The organism is Dysgonomonas sp. Marseille-P4677 (genome assembly GCF_016652235.1).
In the GTDB taxonomy this organism is placed as follows: Bacteria; Bacteroidota; Bacteroidia; order Bacteroidales; family Dysgonomonadaceae; genus Dysgonomonas.
Genome location: NZ_JAEPKU010000006.1, coordinates 1 through 21,250 on the forward strand (window position 1 = coordinate 1; position 21,250 = coordinate 21,250).

General features: G+C 36.6%; 21 protein-coding genes. 16 read left to right on the forward strand and 5 right to left on the reverse strand.

What is annotated here, in order from left to right:
• Positions 1-97: 97 nt before the first annotated feature.
• The 5 genes from JGH11_RS02485 (at position 98) to JGH11_RS02505 (ending at position 6,488) form a co-directional block, all read left to right on the forward strand.
• Positions 98-2,263 carry an SUMF1/EgtB/PvdO family nonheme iron enzyme gene (locus JGH11_RS02485; protein WP_201109987.1) on the forward strand — a complete coding sequence of 722 codons (2,166 nt, stop codon included), beginning with the start codon at positions 98-100 and terminating at the stop codon, positions 2,261-2,263.
• A gap of 54 nt (positions 2,264-2,317) precedes the next feature.
• Positions 2,318-3,232 carry a gliding motility protein GldL gene (gene gldL, locus JGH11_RS02490; protein ID WP_201109988.1) on the forward strand — a complete coding sequence of 305 codons (915 nt, stop codon included), beginning with the start codon at positions 2,318-2,320 and terminating at the stop codon, positions 3,230-3,232.
• Between the two features lie 46 nt (positions 3,233-3,278).
• The gene (gene gldM / locus JGH11_RS02495) at positions 3,279-4,850 is read left to right on the forward strand and encodes a gliding motility protein GldM (protein WP_201109989.1); all 1,572 of its coding nucleotides are present in this window, start codon (positions 3,279-3,281) and stop codon (positions 4,848-4,850) included.
• A 20-nt stretch (positions 4,851-4,870) separates the two neighbouring features.
• Complete coding sequence (gene gldN, locus JGH11_RS02500) at positions 4,871-5,737, forward strand: gliding motility protein GldN (protein ID WP_201109990.1); 867 nt, start codon at positions 4,871-4,873, stop codon at positions 5,735-5,737.
• A gap of 172 nt (positions 5,738-5,909) precedes the next feature.
• The gene (locus tag JGH11_RS02505; protein ID WP_201109991.1) at positions 5,910-6,488 is read left to right on the forward strand and encodes an outer membrane beta-barrel protein; all 579 of its coding nucleotides are present in this window, start codon (positions 5,910-5,912) and stop codon (positions 6,486-6,488) included.
• A 68-nt stretch (positions 6,489-6,556) separates the two neighbouring features.
• Here the strand turns inward: JGH11_RS02505 and JGH11_RS02510 are convergent, their stop codons facing one another.
• The 4 genes from JGH11_RS02510 to asnB form a co-directional block, all read right to left on the reverse strand.
• Positions 6,557-8,734: a glutamine synthetase III gene (locus JGH11_RS02510; RefSeq protein WP_201109992.1), complete on the reverse strand. Its 2,178-nt coding sequence runs from the start codon at positions 8,732-8,734 to the stop codon at positions 6,557-6,559.
• 32 nt (positions 8,735-8,766) lie between these two features.
• A complete protein-coding gene (locus JGH11_RS02515) occupies positions 8,767-9,999 on the reverse strand; it encodes an LL-diaminopimelate aminotransferase (protein ID WP_201109993.1) in 1,233 nt (410 codons plus the stop codon).
• Between the two features lie 65 nt (positions 10,000-10,064).
• Positions 10,065-10,907, reverse strand: a complete 843-nt coding sequence (dapF, locus tag JGH11_RS02520; RefSeq protein WP_201109994.1) for a diaminopimelate epimerase — start codon at positions 10,905-10,907, stop codon at positions 10,065-10,067.
• Positions 10,908-11,331: 424 nt separating this feature from the next.
• Positions 11,332-13,002, reverse strand: a complete 1,671-nt coding sequence (asnB, locus tag JGH11_RS02525) for an asparagine synthase B (protein WP_201109995.1) — start codon at positions 13,000-13,002, stop codon at positions 11,332-11,334.
• Positions 13,003-13,249: 247 nt separating this feature from the next.
• Here asnB and JGH11_RS02530 point away from each other — a divergent pair, with 247 nt between their 5' ends.
• The 6 genes from JGH11_RS02530 to pdxH all read left to right on the forward strand — a co-directional run bounded on the left by JGH11_RS02530 (position 13,250) and on the right by pdxH (position 16,326).
• Positions 13,250-13,762, forward strand: coding sequence for a hypothetical protein (locus tag JGH11_RS02530; RefSeq protein WP_201109996.1), 513 nt, complete (start codon positions 13,250-13,252; stop codon positions 13,760-13,762).
• 127 nt (positions 13,763-13,889) lie between these two features.
• Positions 13,890-14,201, forward strand: a complete 312-nt coding sequence (gene rplU / locus JGH11_RS02535; RefSeq protein ID WP_201109997.1) for a 50S ribosomal protein L21 — start codon at positions 13,890-13,892, stop codon at positions 14,199-14,201.
• A 19-nt stretch (positions 14,202-14,220) separates the two neighbouring features.
• Positions 14,221-14,484: a 50S ribosomal protein L27 gene (gene rpmA, locus JGH11_RS02540; RefSeq protein ID WP_201109998.1), complete on the forward strand. Its 264-nt coding sequence runs from the start codon at positions 14,221-14,223 to the stop codon at positions 14,482-14,484.
• A 219-nt stretch (positions 14,485-14,703) separates the two neighbouring features.
• Positions 14,704-15,204: a flavodoxin gene (locus JGH11_RS02545; protein ID WP_201109999.1), complete on the forward strand. Its 501-nt coding sequence runs from the start codon at positions 14,704-14,706 to the stop codon at positions 15,202-15,204.
• A gap of 12 nt (positions 15,205-15,216) precedes the next feature.
• Positions 15,217-15,558 (forward strand): DUF2023 family protein, encoded by a 342-nt coding sequence (locus tag JGH11_RS02550; protein ID WP_201110000.1) that lies wholly within the window; start codon positions 15,217-15,219, stop codon positions 15,556-15,558.
• Between the two features lie 129 nt (positions 15,559-15,687).
• Entirely contained in the window at positions 15,688-16,326 is a 639-nt protein-coding gene (gene pdxH / locus JGH11_RS02555) for a pyridoxamine 5'-phosphate oxidase (protein ID WP_201110001.1), read from the forward strand.
• A 100-nt stretch (positions 16,327-16,426) separates the two neighbouring features.
• On the opposite strand, the gene JGH11_RS02560 is transcribed toward pdxH, so the two are convergent.
• Positions 16,427-17,449, reverse strand: a complete 1,023-nt coding sequence (locus JGH11_RS02560; RefSeq protein WP_201110002.1) for a DUF4349 domain-containing protein — start codon at positions 17,447-17,449, stop codon at positions 16,427-16,429.
• A 109-nt stretch (positions 17,450-17,558) separates the two neighbouring features.
• On the opposite strand from JGH11_RS02560, the gene ybaK reads away from it, so the two are divergent.
• The 5 genes from ybaK to JGH11_RS02585 all read left to right on the forward strand — a co-directional run bounded on the left by ybaK (position 17,559) and on the right by JGH11_RS02585 (position 20,989).
• The gene (gene ybaK / locus JGH11_RS02565) at positions 17,559-18,038 is read left to right on the forward strand and encodes a Cys-tRNA(Pro) deacylase (RefSeq protein WP_201110003.1); all 480 of its coding nucleotides are present in this window, start codon (positions 17,559-17,561) and stop codon (positions 18,036-18,038) included.
• A 200-nt stretch (positions 18,039-18,238) separates the two neighbouring features.
• Positions 18,239-18,469, forward strand: a complete 231-nt coding sequence (locus JGH11_RS02570; RefSeq protein WP_201110004.1) for a 4Fe-4S dicluster domain-containing protein — start codon at positions 18,239-18,241, stop codon at positions 18,467-18,469.
• A gap of 73 nt (positions 18,470-18,542) precedes the next feature.
• Positions 18,543-19,625 carry a 3-methyl-2-oxobutanoate dehydrogenase subunit VorB gene (locus tag JGH11_RS02575; protein WP_201110005.1) on the forward strand — a complete coding sequence of 361 codons (1,083 nt, stop codon included), beginning with the start codon at positions 18,543-18,545 and terminating at the stop codon, positions 19,623-19,625.
• 39 nt (positions 19,626-19,664) lie between these two features.
• A complete protein-coding gene (locus JGH11_RS02580; RefSeq protein WP_201110006.1) occupies positions 19,665-20,423 on the forward strand; it encodes a thiamine pyrophosphate-dependent enzyme in 759 nt (252 codons plus the stop codon).
• Positions 20,424-20,434: 11 nt separating this feature from the next.
• Complete coding sequence (locus JGH11_RS02585; RefSeq protein ID WP_201110007.1) at positions 20,435-20,989, forward strand: 2-oxoacid:acceptor oxidoreductase family protein; 555 nt, start codon at positions 20,435-20,437, stop codon at positions 20,987-20,989.
• Positions 20,990-21,250 lie beyond the last annotated feature (261 nt).

A 21,250-nucleotide genomic window follows, 5' to 3' on the forward strand; every position in this document is an offset into this window, starting at 1 on the left:
CTATAGAATTGCTTTTTAATGTATAAATGAATAATAATTTCAAAAATATATCTTATCTTTGCAGCACCTAAATGGTTATATAACTGATACAAAACATATGAACAAGAAAACTTTACTAACTCCACTGCTATTGCTTTGTGTATCAATAGTGTCATTTGCACAGAATAATAGTTCTGTACAATATTCAGTTCCTTCTCGAAATGAATATCTTCTTAAAGATCCGGTTTGGTTTATATCCGTAGGTGCCGGAGCTCAGGTTTATTTTGGAGAAGATGATAATGGTGTTCCCGGTAATCGGATAGGGTTGGATAAGAGAGCGACTTTTGCTCCTACTCTTACGATAGGTCGACGAATGAGTAATTTTATTTCATTACGTTTACAATTATCTGGTGGGTCTTTGCATGGTTTTAATGATGGTTGGAATGGAACTTACACTAGATGGTGGAAGGATGGTTCTAACGGGGATGATTTTAAGAAAATGTCGAAAGATCCTCAGTGGGATTATATGGGCTGGGTAGAAGGCGTGGACTATGAATATTCCCCAGTTGATGGAACGAATGTTCCTGTCTATCATGCAACACGTTGGAAAGAGAATGGAGGATATTATATGCAGCATATGCGCTATTTCGGTGCTACAGGGGATGTTACTTTAAATTTATTAAATCTAATAAATGGGTATACTCCATTGCGAAAATGGGAAGTTAATCCTTTTGCCGGGGTAGGTCTTTATCAGCGTTTTGCTCATAATGGAACTTTGAATAATACATTTGTGGGTGGAAGCTTTGGTGCGCAAATAGCCTATAATTTTGTGAAGAATTTTCAGGTATATGCCGAAGGTAGAGGTATTCTCGTAAGTGATAGCTTCGATGGGCAAAAAGGAGATATGAGTAATAATGGTATTGCTCAGGCTACATTAGGAGTTACTTACAAATTTGGTGAGCCTAAATATATTGATCCTGCTATTGAAACTCGTTTAAATATGCCATACAATATTGCCCGTGGTTGTGATAAAATGGTATTGGTGCCGGGTGGTAATATTGAAATGGGAACAGGAGTCGATCCTCTTTGGGGTGACTCAGTACCTCGTAAGCTGGTTGCTGTAAGTCCATTTTGGATGGATGAGACAGAAGTGACAAATAAACAATATCGTGAGTTTGTATATTGGGTTCGGGATTCTATTATCAGAGAACGTTTGGCTGATCCTGCATATGGTGGTGATCCTACGTTTAAGGTTTTAGTAAGACCCGATAATGCTAGTGGTGGCGCTGTTGGACAAAGACTGAACTGGCAAAAACCGATTCCTTGGAACAACCCAACAAGTAGAGAGGCTTCAGCCATAGAGAGTGTTGTCGGAGGTAATCCATTTGGAGCAGATAAAGGAGGCTTGGTTTCTTCGGCGTTAAACTATAAATATGATTGGTTCGATTCTAAAAGTTATTATGCATTTTTAGGTAAAATGCGTTCAGGAGAAGCGTCTTCTATTGTAATAACTAAAGATACTGCATATGTAAACATGAGAGGAGATGTTATTCGTGAAACATTGTCAAGAACTTCGCATGGAGATCAGGTCGATTTTACGAATACATATATAGTAAATATATATCCCGATGTAATGACTTGGATGACAGACTTTGCTAATGCAAAAAGTGAGCAATATGTTCAAAATTATTTTACATCAAAGAATTATGATAACTTCCCAGTTGTAGGTGTTTCATGGGAATCGGCAGATGCCTATTGTGCTTGGCGCACTGATCGTTATAAGGCTGATGGTCGATGCTCTCAGACTGGATTTGAAGGTTATAGATTGCCTACTGAAGCTGAATGGGAGTTTGCAGCAAGGAATGGTCGTTCGGAATTAGAATACCCTTGGTATTCGGACCAGACCCACACAACAGATGGATTGGCTCATGCTAATTTCAGAGCTTCTAAAGATTTAAAAGATTTAGTGTCACCGGTAGCTACATTCTTACCTAACCGTTTTGGATTGTATGATATGGCAGGTAATGTGTCGGAATGGACAACAACAACTTTTACCGAGTCTGTGGATCGTATGGCCGATGAAGCTAATCCGGATTTTAGTTATAGAGCTGTACTAGCTGATCCTGCAATATTGAAACGTAAAATTGTAAAAGGTGGCTCGTGGAAAGATGCCACTGTAAGATCGGGAGAAAGATCAGTTGAGTTTCAGGATAAAGCGCGTTCTTTTATTGGATTTCGCTGTGTAAGGTCTTGGGGAGTTGATGAAAAAGGTAAACTAAGATAAAATAAAATTGTAAAATATAAGTTATATACTTATATAACATATTTAAATTGTAAGATGGTGAAGGTAGGTAGTATAAAACATTTTATATCCAGCAGAAGAGGACAAATAGTTTTCAATTATTTATATAGCTGGGGAGCTGCAGTTGTTATTATTGGAGCGATGTTTAAAATTATACATCTTCCTTTTGCCGATTATGTATTGATGGCTGGGATGATTACTGAAGCTTGCGTGTTTCTATTTTCGGCTTTCGATCATGTTTCAGCTAATTCTGAAAGTGGACCAGGTGTTGTTGCCGGAGTATTTCAGGGAACCGACGTTTCTACCTCAGGTACAACAAATATAGGGGTAAACCTAGATGCTATTACATCTAGAGGTGGTTCTGATAATAGTAAAGCCGGTAATAATCCCGGATCTGTTGTTGTGATAGCTGGTGGTGGAAACGGAAATGCCGGAGGTTCGTCTATTTCAGGAGCAGGCAGAACAAGTACTGGAAATACATCATCTTACCAAGGATCAACTCCAATTCCAGGAGGATCGCAGGATAATTCTGTTCCTCCGGGATATGCTCATAGCATGTCTGCCACAGCTCAAAATCTGGAAGAGTTTTCTGGAACAATCCAATCATTGAATGAAGCCTCTCATAAGTTATTAAGTGCTTATCAGAATATTACGGAGAATCAAGGATTTGTAGAAAATCTGACAACATTAAATCAAAATGTAAGTGGTTTGAATGAGGTATTCAACTCTCAACTTCAGACAATTACAGAGCAAATGTCAGCCATCCGATATATTAATGATAGTCTTATGCGCATGAAGAATTTGTACGATGGGGCTATTGGCGATAGTTATATGTTCCGAGAAGAGTCCGCAAAGATGACTAAGCATATCGAAGCGTTAAACAATGTTTATACGCGCTTGTTACAGGCTATGACAACAAATAACAATAATACGAACCCTACTAATTTCTAGAAGTTAATAATTTGGCTTATCTGGAAATAAAAAAGAAAAGAAACCAATGGCATTAAGTAAAGGGCAATTGACGCGACAGAAGATGATAAATCTGATGTATCTGGTTTTTATTGCTATGCTTGCTTTAAATGTATCAACAGAGGTACTTGACGGGTTTGTATTGGTAAATGATAATCTCCAAGAGAATATTCAAGTTACCTCAGATCGTAACAAGCAAATCTATACTGATATAGAAACGTCTTATGCTGGTAATCCTGAAAAGACACAGGTATGGTATAATATATCGCAAGATGTCAAACGTAAATCAGATTCTATTCATAACTATATTCAATATCTCAAATTAGAAATAGCGAAGAAGAGTGATGGAAAGGATGCTGATATAGACAATTTGAAATCGAAGGATAATATAGATGCAGCCTCTGAAGTTATGATTTCGCTGGTCGGAGGACAAGGCAATAATTTAAAGAAACTGCTGGATACCTATAGAGAAGATATATTGATCCATATTTCAGATAGTGCAAAGAAAAATATTGTCAGACAAACATTATCTACTGAGCCTTCGCCGAGAGCTAAGAAAGATAATAAAACCTGGATTCAGGCTGCCTTTGACAGGATGCCGAGTATTGCTGCTATAACATTTTTATCTGAATTGCAGGTAAATGTTAAGCAAGCTGAAGGTGAGGTCTTAAATAATCTGGCGCAGAATATCGACTTGAAGGACATTCGTGTAAATCAGTTAGAAGCATTAGTTTTACCTCAATCAAATATGGTAATGCGGGGAACTAATTATTCAGCCAGGATTATTGTTGCAGCTATAGATACAACTCAGCGTCCACGCATAGTAATCGATGGTAAAGAGTTACCAAGAGATAAAAATGGTTTATATGAGTTTGGAGTTGGAACACCTGGTTCATATAAGTTTAATGGATTTATAGAGTTGATGGATCGAAATGGATTCCCTCTGAAACGAGAGTTTACTCAGGAATATACCGTAATGGAGCCTATGGCTACTATAGCGCCATTATTGATGGATGTGCTATATTCAGGTATTGATAATGAAATCAGTATATCAGTGCCGGGGGTAGCTACCAAAGATGTTGTCGCAACATCTTTAGATGGAGGATCTTTGACTACTTCACGTAGTGGAATATGGGTTGCAAAGCCATCCAGAGATAAGATAGGACAGAAGTTTGTGATTTCCGTATCGGCTAAAGTTAATGGCATTACACAAAATATTGCTCGCAAGGAGTTTCGAATAAGGGCTTTGCCTCAGCCATTAGCTTATATTGCCTACAAAGATCAAAATGGAAGTCCTAGAGTATTTAGAAAAGGGGCTTTGGGCAGATCGGTTATACTGGGTGCTTCAGGACTAAAAGCTTCTATCGATGATGGTATTTTAGATATTCCTTTCGCTGTTCTAAGTTTTAAAACATTCTCGCAAGATGCGATGGGGAATATAACTCCGGAGATGTCTAATGGTGCGGATTTTTCTCCACGCCAATTAGATCAGATTCGCAGAATGAATAGAGGGACACGATTTTATATAACAGATATTAAAGTAAAAGGCCCCGACGGGGTAGAACAGGATGTATATCCTATGCAAGTAACGATTAATTAATTAACACAAAATAGAATATTATGAAATATCTAGTTTCATTAATGTTTGGCGGAATACTTCTTACAAGTACTTTGACTGCACAAAACACGGCAAATAATGGTCCCCGCATATTAGATGCGGCACCAGTGACTTCTACAGCAGAAGATAAGGTTACAGAAATATCTACTAGAGAACTTTTTGTAATGGAAAATTCGATGAATGACTATTCTTCTACTACATGGTCACGTGATATTTACAGACAGATAAGTGATGATGTAGAGGGAAATGAGACATTCTTCTATCCTCAACAATCTACAGATAGCCGGGTAAATCTATTCTCCACATTGATAAATTTACTAAGTACAAATACTGTTGTCGCATACAGATATGAAGCGCAACCGGATATGAGTGATGATAGTAAACTTGAGATAAAAGATGTACTAAAGGATAATTTGATTCCTTTCACTGAAAATGGAGATCATACAGTTACTGTAAAGAAAGAAGATATCCCATCCAGTAAGATACTACATTATCTAGTTAAGGAGAAATGGTATTATGATATCAAAACAGGAAAAGGTGATGTACGTGTTACCCATATCTGCCCTGTAATGTTTGACAAAGGAAAGCATTATCCAATGTTCTGGATACGTTTTGATGATGTAAGCGTTTATTTGGCAAGAGCGATTTCTCCGGTAGCTGTAGCTAATATAACTCCGGTTTTAAGTAATGCTTCTATCTTTGATATTATAAGAAACAGATATTACAGAGGATGTATTTATCAGGTTGGCCTTAGACAGTTATCAGTTTATTTTCCTGATATGAAAGATTTAATAGCCGAACGCATGCGCATTGAAAATGAATTGGATTATATCCAATCTAAGTTCTATGCGGCAGAAAGAAGAAGATAAAGGTAAAGAAAGTATGAAATTATATAAGGGGTTGTCCTTCATGGGGATAAGCCCCTTTTTGTTTTTATATTAAAAACAAAATATAAACTACAATTGTTATTTTATTAGATAGTCGCTACTAGTAGTTATAACTTTTTCTTAAATCGATTTACATAACGTAAAACAAGAAAACATGAAAAAAAGAGTTATTATTATTTTATTATCTAGCATATTAATTGCTAATATATGGGCTCAGGAGGGTAGGCATGAAATGAGAGTCGGATATGGAGTAGCAACATCAAATGGTTTTATAAATGCATTAAATGATATGCAGATTACTGATGCGACAAGAAATTTGATGAGTGGAGATAAGACATTCAAAGGTGCCTTCCAATTTGGCTACAAATACTCTGCAACAGATAAAATTAATTTAGGAATATCTTTGTCTTATGAATGGGCTAAAGCAAATTCTTTTCGAGACATGGATATGTTAGGTAAACTTAATAGTGATTATTATACAATAGCAGCGGAGGCAGATTATGTATATTTTCGAAGAGAAAAGTTTACTTTTTACAGTACATTGGGTTTAGGTGCAACTATATATGATCAGACATCTAAAATTGATGGTATGAATGACTCCAGTAGTAAAACAAATTTCAATTTTCAGATAACTCCGGCAGGGGTTAAATATGGGGATCACTTTGGATTCTTTGGCGAAATAGGTTTCGGATATAAAGGGTTATTTAATTTCGGACTTTTTTCCAGTTTCTGATCTCAAAATAAAATGCTGGGTTTCAAATTTGAAACCCAGCATTCCAGAAATTTAATCCGCTTTATAAATTATCTTATAAATAGTAATTCTCTGTATTTAGCTAATGGCCACATTTCGTTATCAACAATCAATTCGAGTTTGTCGATATGATAGCGAATTCCATCTAAATAAGGAGCTACATTATCGTGGTAAGCAATAGCTTTCTCACGTTCACTCTCAATATTGTTAGCCAGCTTTCTCGCGTCTATCATTTCATGTACTTTTGCATTTATAGCATTTACATGGGTAGATACTTTTTCGATCAATCTGATTTGTTCTGCACCCAGAGTTTTAAAATCATCGGAGATATCCTTCAATTTAGAAACGTTTGTCAACAATATCGATTGATATGAGATTGCAACGGGTATGATGTGGTTTAGTGCCAAATCTCCTAAAACACGTGATTCGATCTGGATTTTCTTTGTATATATTTCCCATTTAACTTCGTTACGGGCATGTAATTCTATTTCGGATAATATACCTGCAAAGGTTTTTATACTTTGTTTCGAAGTATAACTGTCATATATTACCGGAACACTAGTTTCGCAATCTAGTTTACGTTTCTTAGCTTCTACTTTCCACTCATCGCTATAGCCATTTCCATTGAAACGGATAGGGCGTGATTCTTTTATGTATTTTTTTAATACTTCATATAGTGCCTCTTCTTTCGATTTACCTTTTTTGATCAAAGTATCCACCTCTTCTTTGAATGTTCTTAGTTGTTCAGCGACAGAAGCATTCAATGCAGTCATAGCAGAAGCACAGTTCGCCGAAGAACCTACTGCACGGAACTCGAAACGATTCCCTGTGAAAGCAAAAGGAGAAGTACGGTTACGGTCAGTATTATCTAATAATATTTCAGGGATTTGACCTACGCCCAAACTGATTTGTTTTTTATTGTCTACAACAATTGCGTCCTTTACAGCACTTTTCTCAAACTTATCGAGAATATCACTTACTTGCGTACCTAAGAATACAGATATGATAGCAGGAGGGGCTTCATTCGCTCCAAGGCGGTGCGCATTAGTGGCAGATGATATAGATGCTTTTAATAGTCCGTTGTTTTTGTGTACAGCTGCCAAAATATTTACAACGAAGGTGATAAAACGCAAATTTTCTACTTTGTCTTTTCCCGGTGATAATAAGTTAATACCAGTGTCTGTACAAAGAGACCAATTGTTATGTTTTCCCGATCCGTTGATTCCTTTGAATGGCTTTTCGTGGAATAATATTCTGAATGAATGTTTACGGGCAACCTTATCCATAACAGACATTACAAGTAAGTTGTGGTCTACGGCAAGATTACATTCTTCATAGATGGGAGCTAATTCAAATTGGTTTGGAGCAACCTCATTATGGCGTGTTTTTACCGGAATACCTAATGCGTACGACTCATATTCCAATTCTTCCATAAAACGTTGTACACGTTCAGGGATTGCACCAAAATAATGATCTTCCAATTGTTGGTTTTTAGCACTTTCATGACTCATCAGGGTTCTTCCTGTCAAAGCTAAATCGGGGCGAGCCATAAAAAGGTCTTCATCTACAAGGAAATACTCCTGTTCCCAGCCTAGGTTTGTAATTATCTTTTTTACATCCTTGTTGAAATAGTTAGCTACTTCAGTTGCAGCCTTATCTACCGAAGCGAGGGCTTTTAGTAAAGGCGTTTTATAGTCTAACGATTCACCAGTGTATGAAATGAAGATAGTTGGTATACACAATGTATTACCTACAATGAAAGCTGGAGAAGATGGATCCCAAGCCGAATAGCCACGAGCTTCGAATGTGTTTCTCAAACCTCCCGAAGGAAAACTTGATGCGTCAGGTTCTTGCTGTGCTAGTAATTTTCCTTCAAATTCTTCGATCAGACCACCTTGTCCGTCGTGTTCAACAAAGGCATCATGTTTTTCGGCAGTACCATCAGTTAAAGGATGGAACCAGTGTGTATAATGGGTAACTCCGTTTTCCAAAGCCCACATACGCATCCCCGCAGCAACATGTTCGGCTAGATTACGGTTTACCGATTCTCCTCTGTCTATAGCATTGTTCAGTGCTTTGAAAGTCTCTTTAGAAAGGTATTTGCTCATTGCTTTCCGGTTAAATACCCTCTCTCCATAATACTCCGATGTCTTGCCCTTGGGCTTTTTAACCTCGACCGGTTTTCTTTCCGAGGCTATAGCTACTGCTTTGAAACGTAACTTTGTCATAAACTTACTTTTATTGAGTTATATAAGATTTATTAAATAGAAATTCTTTTGAGACGGCTGACGGCTTCTTCTGTATTTTCTAATGTGCCGAATGCCGTTAATCTCAAGTAGCCTTCTCCGCTAGGTCCGAAACCTACACCCGGAGTACCTACTATATTTAGATCGCTGAGGAGGTAGTCAAAAAATCCCCAAGATGTCATGCCTTTAGGTGTTTTTACCCATATATATGGAGAGTTTACACCACCATATACTTTTAGTCCTTGATTACTAAGGCCCTCCCTTATTATTTTTGCATTGTTCAGATAATAGTCGATTGTATTCTTTACTTGCTGTTTTCCTTCGATAGAATAACAAGCTTCTGCTGCACGCTGAATAATATAAGGCACGCCATTAAACTTTGTTGTATGGCGTCTGTTCCATAATTTATTCAATGAAACCTTTTCTCTGGTTTTGGTGTATCCCATTAATTCTTTCGGAACCACAGTATAAGCGCAACGCGTTCCAGTAAATCCTGCTGTTTTTGAAAAACTGCGGAATTCAATAGCTACTTCTTTTGCGCCTTCTATTTCATAAATACTATGAGGAACATCATTTTCTGTAATGAAGGCTTCATATGCACTATCGAATAATATAAGAGCGTTGTTTTTTAAAGCATAATCAACCCATATCTTCAATTGATTTTTTGTTAGAGTAGTACCGGTCGGATTATTTGGATAGCATAAGTAAATAATATCTACCTTTTCTGTTGGGAGTGCAGGTACGAAATCGTTCTCGGCTGTACATGGAAGATAAACTATTTTATTCCATTTTCCATTAGCTTGTAATTCACCCGCTCGTCCGGCCATAACGTTCGTATCTACATAAACAGGATATACGGGATCTGTTATTGCTACAATATTATCAAGACCTAGAATATCGCCAATATTCCCTGTATCACTTTTCGATCCGTCGCTAACAAAGACTTCGTCTATTGAGATGTTTAGCCCATGTTTTTTATAATCGTTCTCTACTATTGTATTTACTAAAAAGTCATATCCTTGTTCAGGTCCGTAACCTCTGAAAGTTGAACTGTTTGCCATTTCGTCTACCGCTTTGTGCATCGCTTCTATCGACGCATTGGGTAGAGGTTTAGTTACGTCTCCGATACCTAGTCGTATAACGTTAGCTTCAGGATGTGCGATCTTAAATTCATTTACTTTACGTGCAATATCTGAAAAGAGGTAACTGCCCGGAAGCTTCGTATAATTTTCGTTTATATATGCCATATATTAATTTAATTGGGGGTTAACTATTATGTAGACTCGGTCTATATAAGTTTCTTTCCCATATTTTAGTTTACTAATTCTCCTTCAAAAACTGTAACAGCTTCTCCGGTCATGTATACATGATTATTTTCCTTATTCCACTCTATATCTAAATCCCCTCCTAATAGGTGGATGGTAATTTTTCTGTCACAAAGATTATTTAGTATTGCAGCCACAGCAGCAGCACAGGCCCCTGTGCCACAGGCTAATGTTTCTCCTGCGCCACGTTCCCATACTCGCATATTTAGTGTGTGGCGATCTACGACTTCTATAAACTCAGTGTTCGTTTTACGGGGAAATATAGGGTGTTTCTCGAATTTAGGGCCTAAAACAGGTAGGTCTAAATCTTTTATATTTGTTGTAAAAACTACAGCATGGGGATTTCCCATCGACACACAAGATATCTTCCATGTTGTCTCGTCAATATTTAAAGGGAAGTTTAGGACTGGTTCTTCTGCTATTTCTACGGGAATCAAATTGGGCTCTAGTATGGGTTCTCCCATGTCTACTGTAATATTACGAGACTTTTCGTTTCCATCCAGTAGTGTAATATATTTTACGCCGGCTTTTGTTTCAAGGGTTATTTCTTTCTTTAAACTTAACCCATTGTCATATACATACTTTCCTACACATCTTGATGCATTTCCACACATTTCGGCTTCTGAACCATCCGAATTAAACATCTGCATCCTGAAATCACATGTTTCAGAAGGTAGTATTAATACCAGTCCGTCTGATCCTATTCCAAAGTTGCGATTGCTTAATTTGATTGCTAGTTGTGAGGGATTCTCTATGTGCTCGGTAAGTGCATTGATGTATATATAATCGTTTCCGGCACCTTGCATTTTAGTAAATTTCAGATTGTTCATTGGAAAAAAATCCTCTCTCTTTTATTATTTTTATTGTGGATCGTTTATCTGATGCAAATTTCGTACAAAATATTCTGTTTTGCAAGAAAAATCTAACATATTTTCATTTTTATTAAAATAAAACATCTTTTTGATCTATTTTGTTTGTGTTGTATGGGCAAAAAGATATTTACTTTGGTGGGATGGTTTACAAATGTCATGATTTAACTCTATTATGTGTCCTTAATCCTAACTTTTGGAATTGAAGTTTCATTTTAATACTTTGTTTGTTTTTTTATTGTAATTTGAGTGAATTTGGAGTTTATGAAATGGATTGAAAGTTTAAAGGGTTTGTGTGTGATTTGTTATTATGTAGGATGTGTGTTTTAAGCAAAAAAAGCAGTTGAAAGAAGAGTTCAACTGCTCTTTGAGGAAAGCGCTCTATTTATTTTTCGTATGCTTCTGTATGGACGGTTTTTATAGCTCGCCCCGACGGGTCTATCCTGTTTTTGAATGATGCATCCCATTCCAAAGCTGTAGCTGTACTGCAAGCTATAGATGGTACAGATGGCACAGTTTGGGAAGCTGATGCTGAAGGGAAGTGTTCTTCAAACATTGTGCGATACCAATATTCTTCTTTTGACATTGGCGGATTGATTGGAAATCTCTCCGAAGCATGTTCCATCTGCTTGTCTGTTATCTTTTTGTTTGCTGTTTCTCGTAGAGAGTCTATCCAATTGTAGCCTACGCCATCCGAGAATTGTTCTTTCTGACGCCATGCTACACTTTGTGGAAGATAGTCTTCGAATGCTTGTCGTAAAATATGTTTTTCTATTTTTCCATTTCCGCACATTTTATCTTGCGGGTTAAGATTCATAGCTACATCCATAAATTCTTTATCAAGAAAAGGAACGCGTCCTTCAACCCCCCAAGCGGCTAACGATTTATTTGCGCGTAGGCAATCGTACAAATGTAATCTATCTAGTTTTCTTACGGTTTCCTCGTGAAAAGCTTTTGCGTCGGGAGCTTTATGAAAATATAAATAGCCACCAAAGAGCTCGTCGGAGCCTTCTCCTGAGAGAACCATCTTTACACCCATCGATTTTATATATCTGGCGAGTAGGTACATCGGAGTAGAGGCTCGCACGGTGGTGACATCATATGTTTCGATATGATAGATTACATCGCTGAGTGTATCTAGGGCTTCTTCTACGGTGAAGTGTATTTCGTGATGTATTGTTCCTATATAGTCTGCAACCTTGCGGGCTGCGATTAAGTCGGGTGAGTCTTTTAGTCCTACTGCAAATGAGTGGAGTTGTGGCCACCAGGCTTCTGATTTGTTGTCGTCCTCTATGCGGTGTGCAGCGTATTGTTTTGCTATAGCTGATATGATAGAAGAGTCAAGTCCTCCGGACAGTAGTACTCCATAAGGCACATCGGACATCAATTGGCGGTGTACGGCATTTTCTAGGGCCGATCTCAATTCTTTAATATCCGATTTATTGTCTTTTATGTTCTGGTATTCCATCCAATCTCGTTGATACCATTTTTTTGCTTGACTGCTATTTTTGCTGAAGATATAGTGTCCCGGAAGGAATTCCTGAATATTAGGACAGATCCCCTCTAATGCTTTTAATTCGCTGGCTACATAAAATTGACCATGGTTATCATATCCGGTGTATAAGGGTATGATTCCCATATGGTCACGTCCTATAAGGATCAGATCATTTTCTATGTCATATAATGCAAAAGCAAATATTCCATTTAAATCCTCAAAAAGACTCTCGCCTTTATCTTTGTATAATGCGAGTATTACTTCGCAGTCAGAGTTGGTTTGAAATTCATATTCAGGATATTTATTTCTTATCTCTTTATGATTGTAGATTTCGCCATTAACGGCAAGTACTAAATTTTGATCCTTGCTATATAGTGGTTGCTTACCGGAGTCAATTCCGACGATAGATAGTCTTTCGTGCGCAAGAATTGCTTTTGTACCGGAATATATTCCTGACCAGTCCGGTCCACGGTGTCTTATTTTCTTAGCCATTTTTAATACCTGGCTGCGTAGTATACTTATATCTTGAGTTAAATCAAATACTCCAACAAATCCACACATATTCTTATGTTTTTTAATCTAATTGTTCGTTTATTTGGCAAATATATGATATTTATCTTTTAAATAAAATATATTTAAGTAATATTGTATTGATATTTGTTGTTTTTTGTTTCATAATGGTAATTATGTTGGCTTTATCTGTCTTTATGTTCTTTATCGATAGTATTTGGAAGCAATTCTTATTTATATAAAAATATATATGTATCTTTGTCCAGCATTACAAAACGAACCTATTTTACAGAACATTATGAATAAAAAAAACTGTTTTTTATCGGTGCTCTTCGCATTGGCTTTTTTTATCTACTCATGTGATGAAAAAAAAGAACTGATTCCGACAACTATTGATGGTGAGTGGATTGTAATAGAGCGTACGCTGGAAACAAATGATCCTTCTTTGGATATGAATGTAAATGACTTATTTAGGGAAGATTCCCGGAATTATACAATTAAACGGATCTTTAGTGAGAATCAAAATAATCCAGCTATAGGTGCGATAGAAACTCTGGCGATAGATAAAAAAACAGATGTATCGTTTCGAAAAAGAATAGGTACTTATGCTATTACATCGGATTCTATTTTTATAGAAGATGAATTATTGAAGGATTTTCGTCAGAAATATTTGCTTGGCCCTACGTTGCTGGAAACTCAAGTTAAAGTAACCAAAAAAGAATTGGATGTTTTAGTTTTCGAAATTGGTGGAGATCCTAATACTGTCCGAGAAGGTACAGTTGGTAAATTAAAAATGCGTGAGGTGAGATAATATCTTGCAAAAAGATTTGAATTTTTGGCAACATTTTTTTATCTTTGCCACCCGATTGCCAATAGGCTAACAAGAAACCTTGTAAATAGGTTCGCCTCAGGCGCATAACCTGTAAATAATAAAACAGATGTACGTAATTGTAGACATTCAGGGACAGCAGATGAAGGTTGAGAAAGACCAAAAGTTGTTTGTTCACAGAATCAACGCTGAAAATGGCTCTCAGGTAGAGTTCGAAAAAGTATTATTAGTAGATAAAGATGGTGCAGTAACCGTAGGTGCTCCTACTGTAGAAGGTGCTAAAGTTGTGGTAGAAGTTATATCTCAGGCAAAAGGAGATAAAGTTCTAGTTTTCCATAAGAAAAGAAGAAAAGGACACCGTAAATTAAACGGTCACCGTCAACAATTTTCAGAAATTGTAGTTAAAGACATTATTGCTTAATCAGTAAAAACAGAAGAAAATGGCACACAAGAAAGGTGTAGGTAGTTCGAAAAACGGCCGTGAATCGGAAAGTAAACGATTAGGCGTTAAAGCATTCGGCGGAGAAATAGTTAAAGCCGGAAATATTATAGTTCGTCAAAGAGGAACAACTCATCATCCGGGCGAAAATGTGGGTATCGGTAAAGATCATACATTGTTTGCTTTAGTAGATGGTACTGTAGTATTCCGCAAAAAGAGAAATGACAGATCTTATGTTTCTGTACTTCCACAAGCAGAAGCTTAAATAATAGTTCTAAATAGTATAAAAAAGCAGGTTGATTTTTCAACCTGCTTTTTTTTGTTTGTGTAAGCCATTGATAATTATTTGCTTGTATTTTATCTGTACTTACTAATCATTAGAAAGTATGGTGAATTTCATTATTTTTTGGTATTGCCTGTCTTTGTTTTAAGCAGTTTCTTTGCACTGTACAAATTACAATTGATAATTATAAATTTATATATAATGTCGAAAATAGGAATATATTACGGTTCAACAACAGGGAATACGCAGGAGGTAGCAGAAGAAGTAGCAAAAGGATTAGGTGTGTCTAATACAGATTTGCATGATGTGGCAAAAGCCAATGCGGATTATTCAGCTTACGATGTAATTTTGTTTGGATCGTCTACGCTCGGTTTTGGTGATTTACAAGACGATTGGGATTCGTATATAGATAAAGTGAAATCTGCCGACCTGAAAGGAAAGACAGTTGCGTTGTTTGGATGTGGAGATTCATCTTCTTACAGTGATACTTTTGGCGATGCTTTGGGTAAAATATATGATGCAATAAAAGGCAAAGGATGTACTTTAGTTGGTAAAGTGGCTACTGAAGGTTATACTTATGATAGTTCCGAAGCTGTCGTTGATGGGCAATTTATCGGATTATTGATTGATAATGACAATGAATCTGAACTTACAGATCAGCGTATCAGCCTTTGGGTCGAAGATTTGAAGAAGGTAATCTAAAGAATATATATTATGCGTGTTTTTTATCATCTTATTTATGAATATAAAAAAGGTGTCCGTGATTTAGTCCTTTATACCTTAACTGCTGATGCAGAGTCTAAAGCGATATGGAAGCTTGAAAAAAATGCAATTAATTATAAAATACAACGATTAAAAAATGGAAATATAAATGTCTTTTTCGGAAAAGAGGAATGTTTGACTGTTGTTAGCCGTATATGTGGCGAAAAAGCTTTGAATCAGCTAACTCCGGAAGAAGATTTCATACTTGGTATATTGCTCGGATATAGTATTAGTGAACAATGTAGTAGGTATTGTAGAAAGCAGAAAGATAAGAATATACTTTGTTTAGCATAACTTTTCTATTGATAGTTTTTTTAGTTGATCTAAGATCCCTGTAGACGAGATGTCAGTGGGGATTTTTATTTTATTATACTTTCTCATCATTAAATATTCATATATTTGATTTCTTAAATATAAGGTAATATGACTAATTTATTTGATATAAGAAGAGATTTCTCTTTGAAAACTTTGGATGAGAGTGATATAGTCTCTGATCCCATTCAGATGTTCGAAAAATGGTTTGGTGAAGCAATATCAGCAGAAGTATTAGAGCCTAATGCAATGAATCTAGCTACAGCCACACCCGATGGTAGACCATCATCCCGAATAGTATTACTGAAGCAGATAAAAACTGAAGGGTTTATTTTTTTTACAAATTATGAAAGCTACAAGGCAAAGCAGATGAGTGAAAATAAATTTTGTGCTTTGAATTTTGCCTGGCATGAACTGGAAAGACAAGTCAGAGTAGAAGGAACTGTAGAGAAGATATCTGAAAAGGATTCTGATTCTTATTTCGAAGTTCGTCCTGCAAAAAGTAAGCTAGGTGCATGGGCTTCCCCCCAAAGTCAAGTTATACCGAATAGAGCCTATTTGGAGAAGTTGATGGACGAATTTGAAAAGCGTTTTGCCGGGGAAGATATTCCTCGTCCCGCAAATTGGGGCGGGTATATTGTTAAGCCTTATTTAGTCGAATTCTGGCAAGGTCGCAAGAATCGTTTGCACGATAGGATACAATATACTTTTGAGAATAATGAATGGAAAATAGAGCGCTTGGCTCCATAAGCGATTGCCATCTTTTTATCTTTTGAATAAAGTAAAGAATCTAAGAATCATAAATAATTCTTAGATTCTTCATAGGATAAAAAAATGCGTGAAGAATGGGTTATGAATCTTCTTTTTTTCTTCTGATTCTGATGTAAAAAAATGCTCCAATAGTGAGGAGGATGAGCAGAGGCCAAATGTTTATAAAAAATAAAATTAAAACACAGAGAATGCTCCATCCGCTGGAGATAGCATCGATTAATTTTGTTCCAAATCCGGGAGTGTATTCTTTTATAGCTTTTTTTCGAAGAATCATTTCCGAGTATTCTATCTTGTCCTGATAGAGATCAATAGTGACGGTGCTATATGCAATTTGTTCATTAATATTGTATTCAGATATTGTTTTTCTATCAGCTTCTTCCAGTGCGGCATCTAGTGCGTCTTCAGCATCCATCACATCATTTAGTTTGCGACCTGTGGTATTTATCGCATTCGAAATTCTTTTTTGTCTTTTCCCTAGCCTAATCTGTGCCAGTTGATCAGCCATTAATTTTATTGTGATATCTTCTGCTTCTATAGTGCGGTAATCTACCAATACAGCTAAAGGTGCTATTTGGCGTAGAACCGAATCCAAGTTAGATGCAGGGATTTTCAAATCTATGTTGGCTGTGAGATTGTAATAATGATTTACAGTTGCCGAATCTTTTGATGTATTGATTGTTTCAGAATGTAAGTTTCCATTAGTTATAGCTGATTTTATAATAAAGCCTTTGTTTTTAATAGCTATGTCTTCAATGGCTTGTGTAGAGAATACAATATCTTTGACTTTAAATTTAGTTTTTGCTGTTCGAATAAATTTATGTACACCATCATCGAAGGTGCTGGATGCAGCTGACGATACTATAAAGTTGGGGAGAGTTTGTGGGGGAGTAAATTTGACTGTATTGTTTTGAGAATCTTCCTTTTTTACTATTTCTTGCGTTTGGTCTAATGCCTGATCAGCACTACTTCTTTCTTCTTCTGTTACAATTTTGGCCATGGAATAAATATCGTCAGATCCCTGATACTTACTACTATTACTGCAAGATAATGTGCCAATCAGTATTACGATACCAATTATAAATAGATTACCTATTTTTCTCATAATAAAAATATTTAATTTTACATTTCAGTAAATAGATAACAATAAATGATTAATTCCATAAACATAGAGGTGAATTGATTGTTTAAACGAATGTGAAAATACCATTTATATGAAGGTAGACAAGACTAACGCTGCAAGGCTGTTGGATAAAGAGGGTGTTCAGTATAAGTTGATACCCTATGAAGTTGACGAATCCGACCTGAGCGCAGTTCATGTAGCTCATCAGCTTGATGAACCGGTGCATCAGTTGTTTAAAACATTGGTGCTCAAAGGAGATAAATCAGGATATTTTGTTTGTATTATTCCGGGTAATGAGGAATTAGATCTAAAGATCGCTGCCAGAATTTCAGGAAATAAAAACTGTGAAATGATTCCAATGAAAGATTTGCTGAATGTTACAGGCTATATAAGAGGCGCATGTTCACCAATAGGAATGAAAAAAATATATCCTTCCTATATCGATGAATCAGCTCTGAATTTTGATTTTATATATATAAGTGCAGGCAAGAGAGGATTGCAAATCCGGATAAATCCAAATGAACTGATTCAAGTCGCTCATATTAAGGTTGAAAAGCTTATTGTAAAATAGTTGTGTAGACAATCGTTTTATTATCAATGGGTAAGCCAATTTGAAGCGATGTGTATATATGTTTAATGACATTACTTTTTTTAACATCTTTATTCATTAAAATGGAGTTTTTAAAAATAAATACACATACCTTTGCGTTAGGATCAGACGAGAATTCCTTCAAAAGGAAATAGTAATGCTAAAAAAATTATTATAAGGAAATGGCCAAAATAAAAGGAGTAGTTGTAGTAAATGAGGAGCGTTGTAAAGGGTGTGATCTTTGTGTGGTCTCGTGTCCATGCGATGTATTAGAACTCCAACCTAGGAATGTGAATCAGAAAGGCTACCACTATGTTTATATGAAGAACCCAGAAGCTTGTATCGGTTGCGCCAATTGTGGATATGTCTGCCCCGACGGATGCCTAACTGTTTACAAGAAAAAGTTTGAATAGTATAACGAATTACCCCCTCCGCAATAGTAAGACGGAGATCAAGTAATTCGTTTTTTTAATCAATCAAAAGCTTATGTCAGAAGAAATATTTTTAATGAAAGGTAACGAAGCTATTGCCCACGCTGCTATTAGATATGGTGCGGACGGCTACTTCGGATATCCTATAACTCCCCAATCGGAAATATTGGAAACTTTAATGGCTGAAGCGCCATGGCGTACAACCGGAATGGTTGTTCTTCAAGCCGAAAGCGAAACAGCATCTATCAATATGGTATATGGCGGTGCAGGTTGCGGTAAAGCTGTAATGACATCATCATCAAGTCCGGGTATGAGTTTGATGCTCGAAGGGGTGTCATATATAGCAGCTGGTGAATTACCATGTTTGCTCGTAAATGTAATGCGTGGAGGTCCCGGGTTAGGGACAATACAGCCTTCACAGGCCGATTATTTTCAGGCTGTAAAAGGAGGCGGACATGGCGATTATAAATTATTGACTTTAGCTCCTAGTTCGGTACAGGAGATGTCTGATTTTGTTGTGCTAGGGTTTGAATTGGCATTTAAATATTTAACTCCGGTCATGATTCTGACTGATGGTGTTATTGGACAGATGATGGAAAAAGTTAAGCTTCCTGCTTATAAACGCAGACGTACTGAAGCCGAAATCAGAGAACAATGTCCTTGGGCTACATTAGGAAGACCGGAAAGCCGCAAGCCTAATATTATAACCACATTGGAACTTGATTCTAATAAGATGGAGGTAAATAACCTACGTCTTCAAGCTAAATACAAGAAAATAGAAAAGGAAATATCCATGCATCAGGAAATAAATTGCGAAGATGCAGATTATATACTTGTTGCTTTCGGGTCGGCTGCCCGTATCTGTCAAAAAGCAATGGATTTGGCTCGTGCTAAAGGTATTAAAGTAGGGCTGATACGTCCTATTACTCTTTGGCCGTTTCCATCAAAAGAAATAGATAAATATTCATCTAAGATAAAAGGTATACTTACTGTAGAAATGAATGCCGGCCAGATGGTCGAAGACGTAAGACTGGCTGTGAACGGAAAAGTAAAGGTAGAACATTATGGCCGTTTGGGAGGAATAGTACCTACCCCGGGTGAAGTTCTAGATGCATTGAGAAACAAGTTTGACTGCTAAAACAGTAGTCGGTTATGTGAAATTCAAAGTTTTAAAATTATGAGTACAAATATTATAGATCCCGCAAATCTGGTATATGCAAAGCCTGTATTGATGAATGATACAGATATGCATTACTGTCCGGGTTGCTCGCATGGAGTTGTACATAAGATCATTGCCGAGATTATCGATGAAATGGGAATTACCGAAAAAACAATAGCTATCGCACCGGTTGGTTGTGCTGTATTTGCATACAATTACTTGGACGTGGATTGGCAGGAGGCTGCGCACGGACGCGCCCCGGCTGTAGCTACTGCCGTTAAGAGGCTCAATCCCGATAAAATGGTATTTACTTATCAGGGAGATGGAGACTTGGCTGCCATCGGTACTGCCGAGACAATACATGCTGCTAACAGAGGTGAAAATATAGCTATTATTTTTATTAATAATGGTATATATGGTATGACCGGAGGACAAATGGCTCCGACAACCCTTCTTGAAATGAAGACTTCTACCACACCTAATGGACGCGATGTTTATGAAAATGGTTATCCTCTCAAAATAACGGATTTATTAGCTCAATTGCCCGGAGTTTGCTTAGCCACTCGTCAGAGTGTTCATACAGCAGCGTCGGTAAAGAAGGCTAAGCGGATGATTAGAAAAGCATTTGAAAATTCGATGGAGGACAAGGGTACATCTATTGTTGAGATCGTATCAACTTGTAATGCCGGTTGGAAGATGACACCTGCCGGAGCAAATGACTGGATGGTAGAACATATGTTCCCTGTATATCCTATGGGTGATCTGAAAAATATCTAAAAGAGAGAAGCATGACACAAGAAATAGTAATAGCTGGTTTTGGAGGACAAGGTGTTTTGTCGATGGGTAAAATATTAGCTTATTCGGGATTGATGGAAAATAAAGAAGTATCTTGGTTTCCGTCTTATGGGCCTGAACAGCGTGGAGGAACAGCTAATGTAACTGTTATATTGAGCGATGACCCCATCAGTTCACCTATAGTGAATGAATATGATATTGCCATAATACTTAATCAGCCTTCCTTAGAGAAATTCGAGCCACATGTAAAACCCGGAGGAATATTGATATATGATCCGAATGGATTTCAGCATCCGCCTACAAGAAAAGATATACATATCTATAAAATAGAAGCTATAGATACTGCTACAATGATGCAAAATAATAAAGCTGTCAATATGATAGTGTTAGGCGGATTGTTGCAGGTGTCACCAATGGTAAAGTTGGATAATGTAATGCTTGGATTGAAAAAATCTTTACCGGAACGTCATCATAAGTTATTACCGATGAATGAGCAGGCTATTATGAAAGGAATGGAAATAATAGAGGAAGTACAAAAGCCAAGTTGATATAACTTTTTATATATAGGAAATAGCTCCAATCTCTTACAGATTGGAGCTATTTTATTTGGTTAGATATAGACATTTTTTATAGGTTATTATTTCCTTTAGTATATAACTGTTTCTTATGTTTTAATCCTGTAGTAGTATTAGTTATCCTTCTTTTTGTTAAATAAAATGATGTAAATCTATTTTATTTACTTAAAAAGTTATTTTTATAATCAAAAAGAGATTTTATTCGCTAAAAATATGTACTTTTGACAGTTGGGT

Coding starts and splice junctions, on each gene's coding strand:
- JGH11_RS02485 (WP_201109987.1), top strand. CDS start 98: ATGAACAAGAAAACTTTACTAACTCCACTGCTATTGCTTTGTGTATCA.
- gldL (WP_201109988.1), top strand. CDS start 2,318: ATGGTGAAGGTAGGTAGTATAAAACATTTTATATCCAGCAGAAGAGGA.
- gldM (WP_201109989.1), top strand. CDS start 3,279: ATGGCATTAAGTAAAGGGCAATTGACGCGACAGAAGATGATAAATCTG.
- gldN (WP_201109990.1), top strand. CDS start 4,871: ATGAAATATCTAGTTTCATTAATGTTTGGCGGAATACTTCTTACAAGT.
- JGH11_RS02505 (WP_201109991.1), top strand. CDS start 5,910: ATGAAAAAAAGAGTTATTATTATTTTATTATCTAGCATATTAATTGCT.
- JGH11_RS02510 (WP_201109992.1), bottom strand. CDS start 8,734: ATGACAAAGTTACGTTTCAAAGCAGTAGCTATAGCCTCGGAAAGAAAA.
- JGH11_RS02515 (WP_201109993.1), bottom strand. CDS start 9,999: ATGGCATATATAAACGAAAATTATACGAAGCTTCCGGGCAGTTACCTC.
- dapF (WP_201109994.1), bottom strand. CDS start 10,907: ATGAACAATCTGAAATTTACTAAAATGCAAGGTGCCGGAAACGATTAT.
- asnB (WP_201109995.1), bottom strand. CDS start 13,002: ATGTGTGGATTTGTTGGAGTATTTGATTTAACTCAAGATATAAGTATA.
- JGH11_RS02530 (WP_201109996.1), top strand. CDS start 13,250: ATGAATAAAAAAAACTGTTTTTTATCGGTGCTCTTCGCATTGGCTTTT.
- rplU (WP_201109997.1), top strand. CDS start 13,890: ATGTACGTAATTGTAGACATTCAGGGACAGCAGATGAAGGTTGAGAAA.
- rpmA (WP_201109998.1), top strand. CDS start 14,221: ATGGCACACAAGAAAGGTGTAGGTAGTTCGAAAAACGGCCGTGAATCG.
- JGH11_RS02545 (WP_201109999.1), top strand. CDS start 14,704: ATGTCGAAAATAGGAATATATTACGGTTCAACAACAGGGAATACGCAG.
- JGH11_RS02550 (WP_201110000.1), top strand. CDS start 15,217: ATGCGTGTTTTTTATCATCTTATTTATGAATATAAAAAAGGTGTCCGT.
- pdxH (WP_201110001.1), top strand. CDS start 15,688: ATGACTAATTTATTTGATATAAGAAGAGATTTCTCTTTGAAAACTTTG.
- JGH11_RS02560 (WP_201110002.1), bottom strand. CDS start 17,449: ATGAGAAAAATAGGTAATCTATTTATAATTGGTATCGTAATACTGATT.
- ybaK (WP_201110003.1), top strand. CDS start 17,559: ATGAAGGTAGACAAGACTAACGCTGCAAGGCTGTTGGATAAAGAGGGT.
- JGH11_RS02570 (WP_201110004.1), top strand. CDS start 18,239: ATGGCCAAAATAAAAGGAGTAGTTGTAGTAAATGAGGAGCGTTGTAAA.
- JGH11_RS02575 (WP_201110005.1), top strand. CDS start 18,543: ATGTCAGAAGAAATATTTTTAATGAAAGGTAACGAAGCTATTGCCCAC.
- JGH11_RS02580 (WP_201110006.1), top strand. CDS start 19,665: ATGAGTACAAATATTATAGATCCCGCAAATCTGGTATATGCAAAGCCT.
- JGH11_RS02585 (WP_201110007.1), top strand. CDS start 20,435: ATGACACAAGAAATAGTAATAGCTGGTTTTGGAGGACAAGGTGTTTTG.